The sequence below is a fragment of the Pseudomonas sp. Root401 genome (assembly GCF_001425105.1).
Classification (GTDB): Bacteria; Pseudomonadota; Gammaproteobacteria; order Pseudomonadales; family Pseudomonadaceae; genus Aquipseudomonas; species Aquipseudomonas brassicacearum.
Window position 1 is genome coordinate 122462 of sequence record NZ_LMDO01000014.1, and the last position, 16534, is coordinate 138995.

A 16534-nucleotide genomic window follows, 5' to 3' on the forward strand; every position below is an offset into this window, starting at 1 on the left:
CGATCAAGTGTCGCGGGCGGCGCAGGCCTTGATGATCTGTTCGCGCAGCCAGGCGTTGGCGCTGTCCTGATCGACGGCCAGGCTCCACTGCATGTTCAGGGTGAACCCCGGCAGGCCCTGGGGCGCTTCGTGATGATTGAAGATCGCCTCGTTGGCCAGCAGTTTCTGGATGCGGCGGGGCAGGGTCAGGATGAAGTCGGTGCCGGTGATCATCTTCAGTGCGGCACTGTAGCTGTTGGCGCGGGCGGCAATCTGGCGTTGTTGTGCCTGCTGCGACAGCCAACCGTCCACCATGTTGGTCGCTGACGACCAGGGCGTCGGAAACACGTGTCGACGCCGTACGAAAGACTGAAGGCTCAGTTGCGGCTCAAGCGGCGTCGCCCGTTTATCCACGACACAAACCAGGTCCTCCTCCAGCAACTGCCGGGCTTTGAAATCGGCATGGTTGCTGTGGAAGTTCGGGCCGAAGCAGATCACCAGGTCCAGGCTGCCGTCGCGCAATTCTTCGGCGGGAATGTCGGCTTCGAGCTTGTGCACGTTCACCACCACCGGCAGATTGGCGTAATCGAAGCCCTGCAGCAGTTGCGGCAGGATCAGTTGCTCGAAGTATTCCGGTGCGCAAATATTGAAGGTAATGGCCTGCCGGGTCGGATCGAAGGTGGGTGTACCGGCATGGCACAGGTTGATGCTTTGCAAAATGGCGCGCACATGGTCGTACATGCCCTCGGCCTTATAGGTGGGGCGCATACCGGTACGGGTGTTGATGAATAGCTCGTCTTCGAAACAGGTTCGCAGTTTCTTGAGGCAATAACTGACGGTTGACTGACTGACGCACAATGCCTCGGACACGCCGGTGACACTGCTTTGCTCGTACACGGCGCTAAACACCATGAGGTCTTGCATGTCGAGCTTTCTGAGGGAGTTACTGTTCAGCATCCGTTCTGTCTCTCGCTGTGCTCCTTGCGCGGATTTTGCGCAAACCAGGCTGACGATCCTAACGGAACGATCGTGCCAAGAGAATGCCATGCAGGCGTTTTCATGGTCGGGAACGGGACAGATAATGTAGTGAACACGACGTGTCGATCAACGACTGTTTGGTTTGCCTATGTTTAGTTCGCTGCGATCCAAGCTCCATCAAATCCATGTTTAACCTCCCAGGGGGGCCGTGGGACGCTTGTTCAATGTGTTTCCTGTGATGTGCTCATGGACGGTTGGCCCCTGGCATTCCAATACCCTTCATCTGCCGCGGTCGATCCGGTCGGCCGGTTCACGCCTGCCATGGCCCCAACCCTCAGTGCGTTGCCCTCCGAGCTGGCCTTTTGGGCGCTCTGGCATTGCCGTCACGCCCGTCCTCCAGATACTCGTATTACCTGTTGATCATTCGCAGTGCTCGCTCAACGGCGAGCACAGACTGACGGTGTCTTGTCGCCCGTCCGACATGGAAATACGAGCCTTCTCATGAGCCTTGCCAAGATTTCTTTCGCCCCCGTGCAACACGCCCAGGCGTTCCTTGCGCAAAACCCTGATATCGAACTGTTCGAGCTGTTCATCCTCGACAACAACGGCGTGCCCCGGGGCAAGTTGTTGCATCGGGACGAGTTGCTGGCGGTCTTCGAAAGTGGCCGGCCGCTGCCCAGTACGATTCTCGGGCTGACCGTCAATGGCGATGATGTGGAAAATTCCGGGCTGGTGTGGGACGTCGGTGACATCGATTGCCGTGCCTATCCCCTCAGCGGCAGCTTGCAGCGCATGCCGTGGCGATTGATTCCCACGGCCGCCGTGCAGGTCAGCATGCATCCCCAGGAGGGCATGCCGGCGACCATCGCCGATCCACGTTATCTGCTCAGCCAAGTGATCGAGGCCTTGCAGGCCGACGGTTATTACCCGGTGATGGCGGCGGAGCTGGAGTTTTATCTGCTGGACGCGCAACGCGACAGCCAAGGCCGGCCACAGCCGGCGCGCGATGCCGACGGTGGCCGACCGCGTGCTACCCAGGTCTACGGTTTGCGCGAGCTGGAGCAGATCGAGCCGTTCCTGGCCGATCTGTACGCTGCGTGCAAGCTGCAAGGCATTCCGGCCCGGACCGCCATTTCCGAATACGCACCGGGACAAGTGGAGATCACCCTCGAACACCGCGGCGATGCCTTGCAAGCCATGGATGAAGCGGTGCGCTACAAGCGACTGGTCAAGGGCGTGGCCCACAAGCACGGCATGCAGGCCTGCTTCATGGCCAAGCCGTTCGATCACTTGGCGGGCTCTGGCATGCACATGCATGTCAGCCTGGCGGACCGCGACGGCCACAATTTGTTTGCCAGTGAAGCCGCCGACGGCACGCCGCTGTTGCGCCATGCGGTGGGTGGGATGCTCGACACGTTGCTCGATTCGCTGTTGATGTTTTGTCCGAACGCCAACTCCTACCGGCGATTCCAAAGCAACAGCTACGCACCGCTGGCGGCGACCTGGGGCGTGGACAACCGCACCGTGAGCCTGAGAGTGCCGGGCGGCCCGGCGTTCTCGCGGCACATCGAGCATCGTATCTGCGGCGCCGATGCCAACCCTTACCTGGCTGCGGCGGCGATATTGGCCGGCATTCATCGCGGCCTACGTGAACAGTGCGATCCCGGGAAACCTGTCGAAGGCAACGGCTACGCCCAGGCGACCGAGCTGCTGCCCACCGACTGGCTCACCACCCTGCGGGCTCTTGAGGCATCGGCCTGGGCGCGGGAAGCGTTTGGCGATGAGTTTCTTGGCGTTTATCTGGCGGTCAAGCGCGCCGAATACCGTCAATTCATGGGGGAAGTCGGGGAGCAGGACTGGCGCTGGTATTTGAATCAGGCGTGAAACAGGCTGGCCACCGGTTTTTTAAATAATTATTTAGTAGCAACTTTTTCACGAAAAATTGATGGTGAGCTACCTAAAGTTTGTGTTGCCGTAGGAAATGAAATTTTCACATTTTCTGCGGCACTTCTTTTTCAAAGAGCAACTTTCAGGAAGCCGTCAACCATCATGCTGACCATTAAAGCCGTGCGCCCCGAGTGGGTGACACTGGTCGCCAGTGCCTTTTTATTAGTGGGTTTCAACATCGTCCTGTGGCAACACTTGCTAACGATCACCACGGCTGATGCTCATGGCCTGCTGATGTGCCTGGCGTTTGGCCTGATGATTTTCAGCGCGTTCAACCTGATGTTGACGCTCGTGGCTTTCCGTCCGCTGCTCAAGCCTGTGCTGATGCTGCTGTTCCTGATCAGCGCTGGCGTGGCGTATTTCATGGCCCAGTACGGCGTATTGATCGACGCTGGCATGTTGCGCAACTTTGCTGAAACCAATGCCACGGAAGTTCGTGATCTGTTGTCGCTGAAGTTGTTTGTTTATATCGGGTTGTTGGGGCTGTTACCTTGCTGGTTATTGTTCAAGACACCGATCAACTATCGTCGCTGGCCCAAAGAATTATTAAGTAAGTTGCTGGTCGGCGTGGCGTCGGCCGCGGTGATCGGCATGGTCGCCCTGGCCAACTACCAAGGTCTGTCTTCGTTGTTTCGCAACCACCACGAGTTGCGGTTGATGGTTGTGCCGAGCAATTACATTGGTGCTTCGTTCGGCTACTTGCGTGAGCAGGTCGCGTCGGCCAAGCAGCCGTTCATCACCCTGGGCGAGGACGCGAGCCGCAACCCGGCCTGGCAAACCCACGGCCGCAAATCCCTGACCGTGCTGGTGGTGGGCGAGAGTGCCCGGGCCGAGAACTTCGGCATCCTCGGCTATAACCGCGATACCACACCGACACTGGACAAAGAGGCCGGCCTGATCGCCTTCACCGACGTGCAGTCCTGCGGCACTGAAACCGCCGTGTCGGTGCCTTGCATGTTTTCCAACATGGGGCGCAAGAACTACGACGCCAGCATCGCCAAGAATGAAGAGGGTTTGCTGGATGTGCTCAAGCGCGCCGGACTGGAGGTGATCTGGCGGGACAACCAGTCTGGCTGCAAGGGCACCTGCGACCGGGTCACCGTGCAGGATGTGAGCAATCTGAAGGATCCAGACCTGTGTGCGAACAGCGAATGCCGTGACGAAATCCTGCTCCAGGGGCTGCAGCATTTCATCGATACCCTCGACAAGGACACGGTGCTGGTGCTGCATCAGATGGGCAGCCACGGGCCGGAATACTTCAAACGCTATCCCAAGGAATACGAGCATTTCACCCCGGTGTGCGAAAGCAACGCGCTGAACAATTGCAGCCGCGAGAGCATCGTCAACGGGTACGACAACACGCTGGTGTACACCGACCATGTGCTCTCGACCCTGATCGATCTGCTGCGGGCCAACCAGGACAAGGTCGACACGGCCATGCTGTACCTGTCGGACCATGGCGAGTCCCTGGGCGAATACAACCTGTTTCTCCATGGCACGCCCTACATGCTCGCCCCGGAGCAACAGAAACACGTGGCGATGCTTGCCTGGTTTTCCGACAGCTATCAGAAGTCTTTCTCGGTCGACACCCATTGCCTGCAACTGAGTCGGGAAAAGCCCTTGAGCCAGGACAACCTGTTTCACTCGATGCTCGGGTTGCTGGAAGTCAACAGCCAGGTCTACAACCGGGACCTGGACCTGTTCGCCGGCTGTCGCGGTGCGGTGATTGATGGTGTCCTGGCGCGGGAGTGATGGCCTGGACCTTTTTTTCACGCAGCGTTGGTTAACCTGTCATTCAATCTTTTCCAAGAGCCGTTCGTATGTCCGGGCTACCCCCATCCACCGTCGAGCTTGAGTTCGCCAGGCAGCATGACCAGGAACATGCGCAGGTCTGCTGTCGGCCGACGCCTCGACGGTTGCGCCTGGCGTTCTGGCGCGACGAACACATGTTGCGCAACGCCCTGAAGGTGGCGGGCGAGCCCGGGTTGGTGCTGGATGTGGCCTGTGGCGCGGGGCGGTTCTGGCCGGTGCTGGCCGAGCACGCCAACCGGGTGATCCTGGCGGCGGACCCGTCGCCGGACATGCTCGAACATGCGCTCACCCACCATGGTGGCGCGTTGCTCCAACGGGTCAAGACCTTCCCGAGTTCGGCGTTCACCATCGGGCTGTCGGCCAACGCGGTGGATTGCATTTGTTGTCTGCAACTGTTTCGCCACGTCAGCGCCAGCGAGCATCGCCTGGCGCTGTTGCGCGAATTTCATCGGGTCAGTCGCGACACGGTGATCGTTTCGGCGCAAATCGAAGGACGCCTCAAAATCGGCCAGGCGCCGCAACGAAGCCTGGCCGACAAGGCCAATCTCGAGGCCGAGTTTCGCCAGGCCGGTTTTAACGTGCTCTGGTATCAGGATTTCCTGCCCGGTTTCGCGCTGACGCGTGTTTATGTATTGCGTAAGACCGGTTAAGTCCTGATGTAGGACTATTCTTGCTTTTTCGCAGGCGATTTCTCTTAGGCTGCTGCTCGATGGATGCTCGCAATCGCTGGCGGCGATATATACTGCGCGCCATTCTTCAAGGGAGAGCCGTGTGGCCATCGATATTCACTGGATTCGCGACAACGATAGCCTCGGTCAGTTTTGCGCCGAGTGGCAGCAGTTGCCATTCGTCGCCCTCGACACCGAATTCATGCGGGTCGACACCTTTTATCCGATTGCCGGTTTATTGCAGATCGGCGACGGCAAGCGTGCCTACCTGATCGACCCCTTGACTATCGACAATTGGCAACCCTTGGCCGCACTGCTGGAAAACCCGGCGGTGCTCAAGGTGTTGCACGCTTGCAGCGAAGACCTTGAAGTGCTGCTGCGCTTGACCGGCAGCCTGCCTGCGCCGCTGTTCGACACTCAATTGGCCGCTGCCTACCTGAACCTGGGTTTCTCCATGGGCTATTCGCGGCTGGTGCAGGAAGTCCTGGGTATCGAGTTGCCCAAGGGCGAGACCCGTTCCGACTGGCTGCAGCGGCCCCTGTCCGAGACGCAGATCAGCTACGCGGCAGAGGATGCCGTGCATCTGGCAGAAGTTTTCGTACTGCTGCGCCCGAAGCTTTCCGACGAAAAATACCGCTGGGTCCTGGAGGACGGCGCCGAACTGGTGGCCAACCTGCGTCGCGAAGTCGACCCGTACGAGGTCTACCGCGAGGCCAAGCTCGCCTGGAAACTGTCCCGCGCCCAATTGGCCGTGCTGCGCGAGCTGTGCGCCTGGCGCGAACGCGAGGCGCGGGCCCGTGACCTGCCGCGCAATCGCATCATTCGCGAGCATTCGCTGTGGCCCCTGGCCCGTACCCAGCCGGATAACCTCGGCGCGTTGGCGAAGATCGAAGACATGCACCCGCGCACCGTGCGCCAGGACGGCCAGTTTCTGCTGGACCTGATCCAGCGCGCCGCCAGCGTGCCGCCCGAGCAATGGCCGCCGGCGGTGGCCGAGCCATTGCCCATCGAGGCCTCGGCCCTGGTCAAGCGTCTGCGGGCGCTGGGGCAGGCAGAAGCCGAGCGCCTGGAAATTGCCCCGGAGCTGATGCTGCGCAAGAAAACCCTCGAAGCGCTGATCAAGAGCGGCTTCCCCGAGGGCCCTTACCAATTGCCCGATTCGCTGCGTGGCTGGCGCCGCGAATTGATGGGCCAGGCGCTGCTCGACAGCCTGGCCACTGCCGGAGAACAGCCTTGAAACGTATCTGCTCCATCTACCGAAGCTCGAAGAAAAACGAGATGTACCTGTATGTGCTCAAGAGCGATGCCTTGGAGCGTGTACCTGAGCCGTTGATGGCCGCCTTTGGCAAGGCGATTCATGCCTTCGACCTGGTGCTGAGCCCTGAGCGGGCGCTGTCCCGGGAGGACATCAACAAGGTGCTGGAAAACCTCGACACCCAGGGCTATCACTTGCAGATGCCACCGGCCGAAGATGAATACATCGAGCATTTGCCCGAAGAGTTGTTGCGCCGCAACGACCCGGTCTGAGGGTATTGGAGGCACCTGTCCTGGATGCCTCCTTAAACACACTGGAATGGTTTATTGACGACGATCGCAGGGATGGAGCGACACTCTGTCGGCGGTTGTCTGCACTGTTTTTGAAAGGTTTGATTCATGCGCGTTCTGATTGCCGAACACGACCACCCGGTGTACGCCCAGCTTCTGCGTGAGGCGGCACCCGATATTGAAGTCCTGACCAGCGGCGACTCCGCCGAATTGTCGCGACTGGCCACCGATTGTCCGGTCTGGCTCGGCCAGCCTGATCTGCTGGCCACTCTGTTGCGTCAGGGCCATAGACCCAACTGGCTGCAATCGACCTGGGCAGGCATCACGCCGTTGCTGGCCGAGGGTTTGACGCGCAATTACCGCCTGACCCGTGCGGTGGGCATTTTCGGCCAGGTGATGGCCGAGTACGTGCTGACCTACATGCTCGGCCATGAGCGCGAGGTGCTGGCACGTCTGGTCAGCCAGGTCGAGCGCAAGTGGGACAACCGCCAGGGGCAAGGCCTGGCCGGGCGCAAGGTGTTGATCGTCGGGACCGGGGATATCGGCCAGCGTGTGGCGCAGTTCCTCGTGCCGTTCGGTGTGCAGTTGTATGGCGTTGCCCGCGACGCCCGGGCGTTGGCGCCGTTCATCGAGGTCGGGGCGCTGAAGGATCTGCCACGCCTGGTGGGCGAGGCGGATTACGTGATCAATTTGCTGCCCAACACCCCCGATACCCATGATGTGTACGACGCGGCGCTGTTCAAGCAATTCAAGCCGACCGGCTTATTCATCAACGTCGGACGCGGCGTGGCGGTGGTGGATGCGGACCTGGTGCAAGCCCTGAAGGACGGGCACCTTGCCGGTGCGGTGATCGACGTCTGCCGCCAGGAGCCGCTGCCGCAGCGCCACCCCTTCTGGACCGCCTGGGGCCTGCTGCTGACCGGCCACAGCTCGGCACCGACCTCGCCACCGATGATGGTGCAGTTGTTCCTGGAAAACCTGCGGGCCTACCAGGCGGGCGACGCACTGCGGGGTGAAGTGGACTTCACCCGGGGATACTGACTTGGCGAGGGAGCGTGCTCCGTCCCGCCCTGTAGGAGCTGGCGAAGCCTGCGATCTTTTGATCTTTTGATCTTTTGATCTTTCGCTTGAGATTCAAGTGTCTGGGGAAAGATCGCAGCCTCGTTGCMCTCSACAGCTCCTACAACACAGCCTGGCGGGAGCAAGCTCGCTCCCACAGTGGGTCTTCAGCGGTCATAAAGTGGGGTTACAGGCTGAAATCGCCTTCTACCACCAGTTCGCTCAACGGCCGGCGCGGGCTTGGGGTTTCGCGGGCCTGGAGGTATTCGGCCAGTGTCGATTTGTCCCCCAGCTTGCCAATCGCCACGGCAGCGTGCAGGGCGTAGCCTTCCGGGATCTTCAGTTCCTTGCGGGTCAATTCCTGGTCGAAACCGGCCATGCCGTGGGTATGCCAGCCGCTGAGGCTGGCTTGCAGCGCCAGGTGGCCCCAGGCCGCGCCCGTATCGAAGGTGTGGGACTGCGCTGGGGTTTCTTCGGTGGCGCCGGGCACGGCGAAGGTGGTTTTCGAAACAATGATCACCAATGCCGAGGCGTGTTGGGCCCAGCTGCGGTTGAATTCATTGAGCAGGCCCAGGAAACGCTCCCAATTCGGCGTGTCGCGGCGCGCATACAGGAAACGCCACGGCTGGGAGTTGTACGCCGACGGCGCCCAGCGTGCGGCCTCGAAGAAGCCCAGCAGGGTTTCTTCGGCAATGGTCTCACCGGTAAAGGCGCGGGGCGACCAGCGTTCGATGAATTGAGGGTGAATCGCGTAATCGGCAATGCGGGGATTGGCACTCATGGGCTTACCTGGTTGGGGTTTGGAAAGTCAATGAAGCAACCTACGTCCCGCCGCCCGGCCTGACAAGTCCCGGCCTACCGACAGTCGCCAATGCTTGGCCTGAAGAGGCCCGGGCACTAGACTGTCGGCCTTTTCACCACCTGATGTTGATGCTTGAGCCATGGCCGCCAAAGTCGAACCGTTCTGGATACGCAAAACCCTCGATCAGCTCGACCTGCAGGAGTGGGAATCGCTGTGCGATGGCTGTGGCCTGTGCTGCCTGCAAAAGCTCGAAGACGAAGACGACAACAGCGTCTACTACACACGTATCGCCTGCAAACTGCTGGACCTGAAAACCTGCCAGTGCACCGACTACCCCAACCGCCGCGACTTTGTCCCCGACTGCATCCAGCTCACGCCGGGCAAGGCCGATGAGTTCAAGTGGCTGCCGCCGACTTGCGGTTATCGGCTGGTCAGCGAGGGCAAGGACTTGCCGTTGTGGCACCACCTGGTCTGCGGTGATCGCGATGCCGTGCACCACGAACGTATTTCCCAGTCCGGGCGTATGCTGGCCGAAGGCAGCGTGCCGGAAGACGATTGGGAAGATCATCTGATTTTCCGCGCCGGCTGAACCGCCGGGCGGCGCACCACCAGGGAGACCCCATGGCTGCAGGATTGAAACGGATGCTGGCGGCCGGGCTGCTGGCGATGTGCGGGCCGCTGTGGGCGGCGCAGAAAGTCGATCTGGATTATCACGTGCACCTGTTGCCCCAGAGCGATCAGGCCGAAGTGCGCCTGACCCTGGCCCGGGGAGCGGCGGTGCGCAGCCTGGATTTCGACCTTGGCGACGGCAGTCGCTACAGCGATTTCAAGGCCGACGGCCAATGGCAACTCACCCCCGGCCAAGAGGCGCGAGGTGTCTGGCGCCCGTCAGCCGACAAGGCCAGCCTGAGCTACCGCGTGCGCATCAGCCATGCGCGCAAGAACGCCACTTTTGAAACCCGCATGACCCCGACGTGGGCGTTGCTGCGCGGCGACGACCTGGTGCCGTCGGCCAAGCTCGATCAGCAGGACGGCGTCGAACTGGTGGCCCGTCTTGAAGTTGAATTGCCCAATGGCTGGAAAAGCATCGAGACGCCCTGGCCGCGCATCGGCAAGCAACGTTTTCGCATCGACAACCCCTCGCGCCTGTTCGACCGCCCGACAGGCTGGATGCTCGCCGGCAAACTGGGCAGCCGCCGCACCCGCCTGGGCGAAACTGAGGTGACGGTGGCCTCGCCCCAAGGCCAGGGCATGCGCCGGATGGATGTGTTGACGCTGCTGACATTCGTCTGGCCGCAGGTGCAGGCGCTGGTGCCGCGCCATCCGGCCAAGTTGCTGATTGTCGGCGCCGGTGATCCGTTGTGGCGTGGCGCCCAGGCCGGCCATGACTCAATCTACCTGCACAGCCGACCGCCGCTGGTCAGCGAGCGGGGCAGTAGCCCATTGTTGCGGGAGTTGGTGCAGGCGCTGGCCAGGGTCAATGATCATGATCGTAGCGACTGGATCAGCGAGGGGCTGACCGAGTACTACGCCATCGAACTGCTGCGCCGCGCCGGCGGCCTGAGTGATGAGCGCTATCAGACCTTGAACGACCGGCTCGCCCGCGACAGCAAGGGCGTCACCACCTTGCGCGGCGAACAGATCAGCCCCGGGGCAGTGGCCAAGGCGGTGTTGCTATTGCAGGAACTGGACCGCGAGATTCGCCTGAAAACCCGTAACAAGCGTTCGCTGGATGATGTGCTGCAGGGGGCGATGCGGCTGGAGACAGTGGATACCAAGGAGTTCGTTCAGCTCAGTGAAAGTGTCCTGGATGGGAGCTCTACTGTGCTGGATACCAAGTTAATTCAGTAATACCGCTATCGCGGGCAAGCCTTGCTCCCACAGGATTGAGTCGTACCAAATATCTCATCCGGCGAAGATCCAGTGTGGGAGCAAGGCTTGCCCGCGATGAGGCCATCAGCCTCACCACAAAATCAGAGCCCAACCTTGGGCGAATCCAACGAATCATTCCCCGTCACCGTAGCCGTGCCAGTCGCCGCCTCGGCATTGGCCTTCAGGCGGCTCAGCTCATCACCGGCCTGTTCGATGCGAGCGCGGGCGTTGCTGAGGTTCTGCCGGTTCTTTTCCAACAAGGCCTTGGCCGAACAATGCCCGGTGATCCCCCGCGCCAGCGCCATGCCACCGATCGCCAGTTGAGCCAGGCCGAGCACACCGCCACGGCGCAAGCCCTTGCCCATCATCAGCACACCGCCGGCCAGTGAGCCAATGCGTTCCCAGCCATGCACGTTTTGTGGTGGATGGGATTGGAAAGGGGTGGTCTCAATCGGCTCGAACGGATTGTTATCGCTCATGATCTGTCTCCAGTATGGGGATTGGTATAAAGCTGACTGCCCGAGCGATTGTCTTGTTCAATCGAATGTTGCACCGATCAGCGGAATTGCGGCCCCGAACGGGTGTTGTTGCCTTTGGCCATGCGGTCATACAGCACGACGTTGACGGTGGCGGCCAGGTTCATGCAGCCGGTGGTGGGGATGTACACCACGTCTTCGCACCAGTCGCGAATGTCCTTGTCCAGCGAGCCGTCTTCCGGGCCGAAAATGTACAGCGCCCGGTCCGGGTGGGTGTATTCGGGCAGTGGGCGAGCGCCCTCCACCAGTTCCACGGCCACTGGCACACAGCCCAGGGGCAGGATTTTCTTCAGGTCGTCGATACCGATCAGCGGGATGTCGTAGTGGACTTTCTTGGTGTCGGTGACGAAGTCGGCGGCACGCTCATAGCGCTTGCCGGTGTAGAACACCGACGCCACGCCGTAGCAGCCGGCGGCACGCATGACCGAACCGACGTTTTCCGGTGACTTGGGGTTGAACAGACCGATGCAGCTATAGCGTTTGTTGGCCACGGGCGGGGTGCCTTTGGGGAAAAGGCGCGATTATACGGGGAATGGGGGAGGGTGGTCAGTTTCGAGATGTGTGGTGTTTGTTTGATCGCCATCGCGAGCAAGCTCGCTCCCACATTGGACTTGTGGGGGGTGATGGTCGGTTACCTGTTCACGAACCTGACCAATCGGTAACGTCCCCGCCAGCGTCGTGAAAGGCACCAGTCGTTATGGTTTGCCTGACAAATGACTGCTGGAGTTCCTCATGAAGACCCTTGATGCCTTGCTCGCCGTTTCGATCCTGTCCCTTTCTTCCCTTGCCTTGGCGGAAGGCGGAGGTGACCGGGTTTATGGCCAGATGATCCAGAACAATCAACAAGCCATGGCGCGATACGCCGCCGAAAACGACAAAGCCGTCGCCGAAATCATTCATTACGAATACGGCATGAAGCTCGATGTAAAAAAAGTGGTGAGCATTACACCGGCCAATAAAGGCTGTGGTGTCGGACCGTCGCGCATGACTTACGAAGACTCGAACGGCAAGCTCAATACCCTGGAATACAGGCTCCTGGGTGATAACTGTCCGAATGGCGGCTGATTACCGTCTCGTTTGTTCTCCTTTGGTTTTGAGACGGTCAGGCGCCCTGGTGGCGCCTGTTTTTGTGCGGATTATTGTGCTGGCGTGTTACGCAACCGCAAGGCATTGAACACCACCGACGCCGAACTCACGCTCATGGCGATGGCGGCAATCATAGGCGAGAGCAAGTGACCGGTGAGGGGATACAGCAGGCCGGCTGCCAACGGAATACCCATCGAGTTATAGAGGAAGGCAAAGCCGAGGTTCTGGCGCATGTTTCTAACGGTTGCCACCGAAAGGGTGCGGGCTCGCAAGATGCCCATCAAATCGCCTTTTACCAAGGTCAGTTGGGCGCTGTTCATCGCTACGTCCGTACCTGTCCCCATGGCAATGCCGACGTTCGCTCGAGCCAGGGCGGGAGCATCGTTTATTCCGTCACCCGCCATCGCGACCTGGCGGCCATCGTGCTGCAGGTCCGCCACCAGGCGCTCCTTGTCCTCGGGTTTGACTTCGCCATGGACCTCTTCAATGCCCATCTCCCTGGCCACGGCGCGTGCGGTGGTGAGGCCGTCGCCGGTGGCCATGATGATTTTTATGGCGTGAGACTTGAGCCGGCTGACCGCTTCCCTGGAGGTCGGCTTGATCGGGTCCGAGACGGCCAGCAACCCGGCCAGTACACCGTCGACTGCCATGTAGATAATGCTGATGCCTTGCGCGCGTAGCTGCTCGGCCTGTTGTTGCAGTGGGCTGACGCTGATGCTGGCGGCGTTCATCAGGGCGGTATTGCCCAAGTGGACCTGCTTGCCGTCCACCTGGCCACTGACACCGATGCCGCTGCCGGATTCAAATGAAGCCGGCTTGATCAGTTCAAGATGCTCGGCTCGTGCGTGATCGACGATGGCGTGGGCCAGGGGATGCTCGCTGCCCTGGTCGAGACTGGCGGCCAACAGCAGCACCTGGCGGTCGTCGAAGCCCTGGGTGGCTTTCACGCTGTGAAAGGCCGGGCGCCCTTCGGTCAGGGTGCCGGTCTTATCGACGATCAGCGTGTCGATCTTGCACAAGTTCTCGATGGCGCTGGCGTCCCGGAAAAGCACGCCCAGGCTGGCAGCCTTGCCGGTAGACACCATGATCGACATGGGGGTGGCGAGCCCCAGCGCACAGGGGCAGGCAATGATCAGCACGGCGACGGCATTGATCAGCCCGAAGACCCAGCCAGGTTCGGGACCTAACAGCCCCCAGCCGAAAAAGGTCAGCACGGCGATGGCAATCACGCCCATGACGAAATAACCCGCGATCACGTCGGCCATGCGCTGCATAGGGGCTTTCGAGCGTTGGGCCCGGGCGACCATCTGAACAATTTGCGCCAGGACGGTCTCGGCGCCGACCTTCTGCGCCGTCATCACCAAGCTACCGTGGGTGTTGATCGTGGCGCCGATCAGGCTGTCCCCGGCGCGTTTGATCACCGGAACCGGCTCGCCGGTGAGCATCGACTCGTCAACGGCACTTTCACCTTCGAGCACCGTACCATCGACCGGGACCTTTTCACCGGGCCTGATCCTCAGGTGATCACCCTGATGGACGTGGGGCAGGGGGATGTCCTGTTCCTGGCCATCGGCATTGATCCGGCGCGCGGTTTTGGGGGACAGCCCCAGCAGCGACTTGATGGCGGCCGACGTCTGCGAGCGAGCCTTGAGCTCCAGCATCTGCCCCAGCAAGGTGAGGGAGATGATCACCGCGGCGGCTTCAAAGTAGACGCCGATCCGCCCCTCTTGCATGAACGCGGCGGGAAATCCTCCAGGCCAAAACGTGGCGGCGACACTGTAGAGATAGGCCGCCGCGGTGCCCAGGCCAATCAGGGTCCACATGTTCGGGCTACGCTGGCGAACGGACGCCACTCCCCGCACAAAAAACGGCCAGCCTGCCCACAGGACCACGGGTGTCGCGAGGAAAAACTCGACGAGATTTTGCGTTTCACCGTGAAACAGCGACAAGGCGTGCCCCGCCATGGCGAGTACGGTGACGATCACCGTCAACGGCAGGGACCACCAGAAGCGGCGGGTGAAGTCCTTGAGTTCTGGATTGTCCTCTTCTTCCAGCGCGGGCATCACCGGTTCCAGCGTCATGCCGCACTTGGGGCAGGTGCCGGGGCCGGGTTGGCGTATTTCCGGGTGCATGGGGCAGGTATATTCAGTCGCCATGTCGCCGCTGGGCGCTGAAGCACTGTGGTGAACGTGCACTGGAGTGTCGGCCATGGCTAGGGGCCTTCCTGATCCCTGCGATTGACGGGTGGTTCGCCATGTCGTCCATGACCGCCATGGCCATGTCCGTGTCCGAAGACATGCATCAAGGGACATATCAGGAGAATCAGGTACGGCCAATTCGCCGCGATGTGGCTGAAGTGTTCTCGCGCCAGGTAGAAGAGGCCGATGGCCAACAACATGATCAAGACAATGCCGGTCTTGCCCCGCCAGAATGGCGTTGCGCCAGTTGGGGGTTGATGAGTGTTCATGGTGTCGCTCCTTCAGGCCAGGCGAGCCACCGCCACCGATAACCACAGCATAGGCAGGGAGGGCTTTGGCAGATTGATATTCATCAACCTTGGCTTACTTCACCTGCAAATGAGGGAAGTAGCGAGCATGCTAAAGGTGCGAGGCTGTCAGCGACCTGACGGGGGCATTGCAGATTTGTCAGCGGGGCCATGAAAGCGGCCTAGGCAGCCGCTCCACAGTCGAGTGAGGGGATTGGATCTGTGGAGCAACACTTTGCAGCGCAAGATAAACCCGCTCGCCACAACGGCCAGTTACTCGTCCTTCTTCATCAACCCGGCCAGTGCGGCGAAGGGGTTGTGGGTCGCCTTGGCGATTTTCGGGGTGCTCAGGGAGCCGTCGCCGAAATATTGCTGGTCGGTGTAGCGCGAGTGTTCGTTGTCGTGGCAGTACAGGCACAGCAGTTCCCAGTTGGAACCGTCCTGCGGGTTGTTGTCGTGGTTGTGGTCGCGGTGGTGAACGGTCAGTTCGCTCAGGCGCTTGCCGGAAAACTCACGGGCGCAGCGGCCACAGACATGGGGGTACATTTTCAGGGCTTTGTCGCGGTAGCCCATCTCCCGGTCGCGCTGGGCATCGGCGAGGATGCGGTCCAGCTTGGCGGTGTTGGACGGTGGCGTTGACGAACTCATGGGTTCACCTTTGTAGACAAGACGGATGACGGTTGGACAGAGTTTAGCTCAGCCCTTGAGCTTCTCGGCAATCCAGATGGTGTGGCGGGTGCCTTTGTTGCCATGGGCGAACACTTGCACCTCTTCGGCCTTGAAGCCGGCCTTCTTCAGTTTGTCGGAAAACTGCCGGTCAGCGCTGGCCGACCAGACCGCCAGCACGCCCTTGGGCCGCAGGGCCTTGGCGCAGGCGGCCAGGCCTCCCGCCGAATACAGCCAACTGTTGGCTTTCTGGGTCAGGCCTTCCGGGCCATTGTCGACATCGAGCATGATCGCGTCGAAACCCTGGGGTTCGGCTTGCAGCACCTTGGCCACGTCTTCCATGCGGATCACTGTGCGCGGGTCCGACAGCGGCCGCCCGGCCTTTTCCCCCAGGGGGCCACGGTTCCACTCCACCACACCGGGCACCAGTTCGGCCACCACCACTTCGGCGGTCTTGCCCAGGTGCTTGAGGGCCGAGGCGAGGGTGAACCCCATGCCGAGGCCGCCGATCAGCACGCGCGAGCCGGGACGACCGGCCACCTTGCGGCAAGGAATTTCTGCCAGGGCATCTTCGGAACCGTGCATGCGGGTGTTCATCAACTGCCCGCCGTCACCGCCCTGGATCTTGATGACGAAGTCTTCGCCGTACTCGAACAGGCACAGGGCACCGCCGTTATCAGGGATGGGTGTGGTGTCGAGCAGAACGAAACGTTTCATGGAAATCTCGTAGGAGGGCAAACCGCGCGGTAACGACTAGCCTTAAAGCAGACAATAGCCACGGAGCCATTGATGAAGTACATCATTCTAACGGCCATTGCCCTGGCGGCGCTCCCAATAAGTTGCGCGCAGGCTCAACAACCGACGATTCCGGTCAACCCACCCAGCATCCCCGGGTCGCCTGGCACCGCCACTCCCATGCCCTATCCGCCGGTCACGCCCAACGGTGTGCCCAAGGCTGGCCCCGGAAGCGGTGGGCCGCCCTTGTTACCACCGATCGAAATGCCCAAGCCGCCCAAGGACCAGCCGATACCGGGCATGGAGCCCAAGCCGGTGAAGGCCAAGTCGCCGGGGGGGTAGACCTGAAGCCCGTCGGTGAAAC

The 16534-nt window shown here is 60.9% G+C and carries 18 protein-coding genes; 10 read left to right on the forward strand and 8 right to left on the reverse strand.

The genetic code is table 11. From position 1 onward, the window contains the following. Positions 1-3 precede the first annotated feature (3 nt). On the reverse strand, positions 4-936 hold the full coding sequence (locus ASC85_RS14010; RefSeq protein WP_057449773.1) for a LysR family transcriptional regulator: 933 nt from the start codon (positions 934-936) through the stop codon (positions 4-6). 537 nt (positions 937-1473) lie between these two features. Here ASC85_RS14010 and ASC85_RS14015 point away from each other — a divergent pair. From ASC85_RS14015 to ASC85_RS14040, 6 genes are all read left to right on the forward strand, one after another. Further along, positions 1474-2841: a glutamine synthetase family protein gene (locus ASC85_RS14015; protein ID WP_162254875.1), complete on the forward strand. Its 1368-nt coding sequence runs from the start codon at positions 1474-1476 to the stop codon at positions 2839-2841. A gap of 165 nt (positions 2842-3006) precedes the next feature. Next, on the forward strand, positions 3007-4656 hold the full coding sequence (locus ASC85_RS14020; protein ID WP_057449776.1) for a phosphoethanolamine transferase: 1650 nt from the start codon (positions 3007-3009) through the stop codon (positions 4654-4656). 68 nt (positions 4657-4724) lie between these two features. Next, positions 4725-5366, forward strand: coding sequence for a class I SAM-dependent methyltransferase (locus ASC85_RS14025; RefSeq protein ID WP_057449778.1), 642 nt, complete (start codon positions 4725-4727; stop codon positions 5364-5366). Between the two features lie 121 nt (positions 5367-5487). Then, entirely contained in the window at positions 5488-6621 is a 1134-nt protein-coding gene (rnd, locus tag ASC85_RS14030; RefSeq protein WP_003198851.1) for a ribonuclease D, read from the forward strand. After that, the gene (locus ASC85_RS14035) at positions 6618-6911 is read left to right on the forward strand and encodes a YcgL domain-containing protein (RefSeq protein WP_003198853.1); all 294 of its coding nucleotides are present in this window, start codon (positions 6618-6620) and stop codon (positions 6909-6911) included. The genes rnd and ASC85_RS14035 overlap by 4 nt, the downstream gene beginning before the upstream one ends. Positions 6912-7037: 126 nt before the next feature. Then, complete coding sequence (locus ASC85_RS14040) at positions 7038-7970, forward strand: D-2-hydroxyacid dehydrogenase (RefSeq protein ID WP_057449780.1); 933 nt, start codon at positions 7038-7040, stop codon at positions 7968-7970. Positions 7971-8175: 205 nt separating this feature from the next. Here the strand turns inward: ASC85_RS14040 and ASC85_RS14045 are convergent, their stop codons facing one another. Next, entirely contained in the window at positions 8176-8769 is a 594-nt protein-coding gene (locus ASC85_RS14045; protein ID WP_057449782.1) for a nitroreductase family protein, read from the reverse strand. A 160-nt stretch (positions 8770-8929) separates the two neighbouring features. Between ASC85_RS14045 and ASC85_RS14050 the strand changes: the two genes are divergently transcribed. After that, a complete protein-coding gene (locus ASC85_RS14050; protein ID WP_014337060.1) occupies positions 8930-9379 on the forward strand; it encodes a YcgN family cysteine cluster protein in 450 nt (149 codons plus the stop codon). Between the two features lie 32 nt (positions 9380-9411). Further along, positions 9412-10641 carry a hypothetical protein gene (locus ASC85_RS14055; protein ID WP_057449784.1) on the forward strand — a complete coding sequence of 410 codons (1230 nt, stop codon included), beginning with the start codon at positions 9412-9414 and terminating at the stop codon, positions 10639-10641. 122 nt (positions 10642-10763) lie between these two features. Here ASC85_RS14055 and ASC85_RS14060 read toward each other — a convergent pair whose 3' ends face one another. Then, positions 10764-11141, reverse strand: a complete 378-nt coding sequence (locus ASC85_RS14060; protein WP_003198860.1) for a YgaP family membrane protein — start codon at positions 11139-11141, stop codon at positions 10764-10766. 77 nt (positions 11142-11218) lie between these two features. After that, positions 11219-11689, reverse strand: coding sequence for an RNA methyltransferase (locus tag ASC85_RS14065; protein ID WP_003198862.1), 471 nt, complete (start codon positions 11687-11689; stop codon positions 11219-11221). A gap of 241 nt (positions 11690-11930) precedes the next feature. On the opposite strand from ASC85_RS14065, the gene ASC85_RS14070 reads away from it, so the two are divergent. Continuing rightward, the gene (locus tag ASC85_RS14070) at positions 11931-12263 is read left to right on the forward strand and encodes a DUF2790 domain-containing protein (RefSeq protein ID WP_057449786.1); all 333 of its coding nucleotides are present in this window, start codon (positions 11931-11933) and stop codon (positions 12261-12263) included. Between the two features lie 71 nt (positions 12264-12334). Here ASC85_RS14070 and ASC85_RS14075 read toward each other — a convergent pair whose 3' ends face one another. From ASC85_RS14075 to ASC85_RS14095, 4 genes are all read right to left on the reverse strand, one after another. Beyond that, the gene (locus ASC85_RS14075; RefSeq protein ID WP_430458890.1) at positions 12335-14494 is read right to left on the reverse strand and encodes a copper-transporting P-type ATPase; all 2160 of its coding nucleotides are present in this window, start codon (positions 14492-14494) and stop codon (positions 12335-12337) included. A gap of 2 nt (positions 14495-14496) precedes the next feature. Then, positions 14497-14751 (reverse strand): DUF2933 domain-containing protein, encoded by a 255-nt coding sequence (locus ASC85_RS14080; protein WP_057449788.1) that lies wholly within the window; start codon positions 14749-14751, stop codon positions 14497-14499. A 291-nt stretch (positions 14752-15042) separates the two neighbouring features. Next, a complete protein-coding gene (locus ASC85_RS14090) occupies positions 15043-15417 on the reverse strand; it encodes a YajD family HNH nuclease (protein ID WP_003184246.1) in 375 nt (124 codons plus the stop codon). A 48-nt stretch (positions 15418-15465) separates the two neighbouring features. Then, positions 15466-16152: a spermidine synthase gene (locus ASC85_RS14095; RefSeq protein WP_003184244.1), complete on the reverse strand. Its 687-nt coding sequence runs from the start codon at positions 16150-16152 to the stop codon at positions 15466-15468. 72 nt (positions 16153-16224) lie between these two features. Between ASC85_RS14095 and ASC85_RS14100 the strand changes: the two genes are divergently transcribed. Beyond that, the gene (locus ASC85_RS14100; RefSeq protein WP_057449792.1) at positions 16225-16512 is read left to right on the forward strand and encodes a hypothetical protein; all 288 of its coding nucleotides are present in this window, start codon (positions 16225-16227) and stop codon (positions 16510-16512) included. Positions 16513-16534: the final 22 nt, after the last annotated feature.

Excerpts from the sequence above, each read along its gene's own strand:
- ASC85_RS14010 (WP_057449773.1), bottom strand. The coding sequence starts at position 936 with ATGCTGAACAGTAACTCCCTCAGAAAGCTCGACATGCAAGACCTCATG.
- ASC85_RS14020 (WP_057449776.1), top strand. The coding sequence starts at position 3,007 with ATGCTGACCATTAAAGCCGTGCGCCCCGAGTGGGTGACACTGGTCGCC.
- ASC85_RS14025 (WP_057449778.1), top strand. The coding sequence starts at position 4,725 with ATGTCCGGGCTACCCCCATCCACCGTCGAGCTTGAGTTCGCCAGGCAG.
- ASC85_RS14040 (WP_057449780.1), top strand. The coding sequence starts at position 7,038 with ATGCGCGTTCTGATTGCCGAACACGACCACCCGGTGTACGCCCAGCTT.
- ASC85_RS14045 (WP_057449782.1), bottom strand. The coding sequence starts at position 8,769 with ATGAGTGCCAATCCCCGCATTGCCGATTACGCGATTCACCCTCAATTC.
- ASC85_RS14050 (WP_014337060.1), top strand. The coding sequence starts at position 8,930 with ATGGCCGCCAAAGTCGAACCGTTCTGGATACGCAAAACCCTCGATCAG.
- ASC85_RS14055 (WP_057449784.1), top strand. The coding sequence starts at position 9,412 with ATGGCTGCAGGATTGAAACGGATGCTGGCGGCCGGGCTGCTGGCGATG.
- ASC85_RS14060 (WP_003198860.1), bottom strand. The coding sequence starts at position 11,141 with ATGAGCGATAACAATCCGTTCGAGCCGATTGAGACCACCCCTTTCCAA.
- ASC85_RS14070 (WP_057449786.1), top strand. The coding sequence starts at position 11,931 with ATGAAGACCCTTGATGCCTTGCTCGCCGTTTCGATCCTGTCCCTTTCT.
- ASC85_RS14075 (WP_430458890.1), bottom strand. The coding sequence starts at position 14,494 with ATGGCCGACACTCCAGTGCACGTTCACCACAGTGCTTCAGCGCCCAGC.
- ASC85_RS14080 (WP_057449788.1), bottom strand. The coding sequence starts at position 14,751 with ATGAACACTCATCAACCCCCAACTGGCGCAACGCCATTCTGGCGGGGC.
- ASC85_RS14090 (WP_003184246.1), bottom strand. The coding sequence starts at position 15,417 with ATGAGTTCGTCAACGCCACCGTCCAACACCGCCAAGCTGGACCGCATC.
- ASC85_RS14095 (WP_003184244.1), bottom strand. The coding sequence starts at position 16,152 with ATGAAACGTTTCGTTCTGCTCGACACCACACCCATCCCTGATAACGGC.
- ASC85_RS14100 (WP_057449792.1), top strand. The coding sequence starts at position 16,225 with ATGAAGTACATCATTCTAACGGCCATTGCCCTGGCGGCGCTCCCAATA.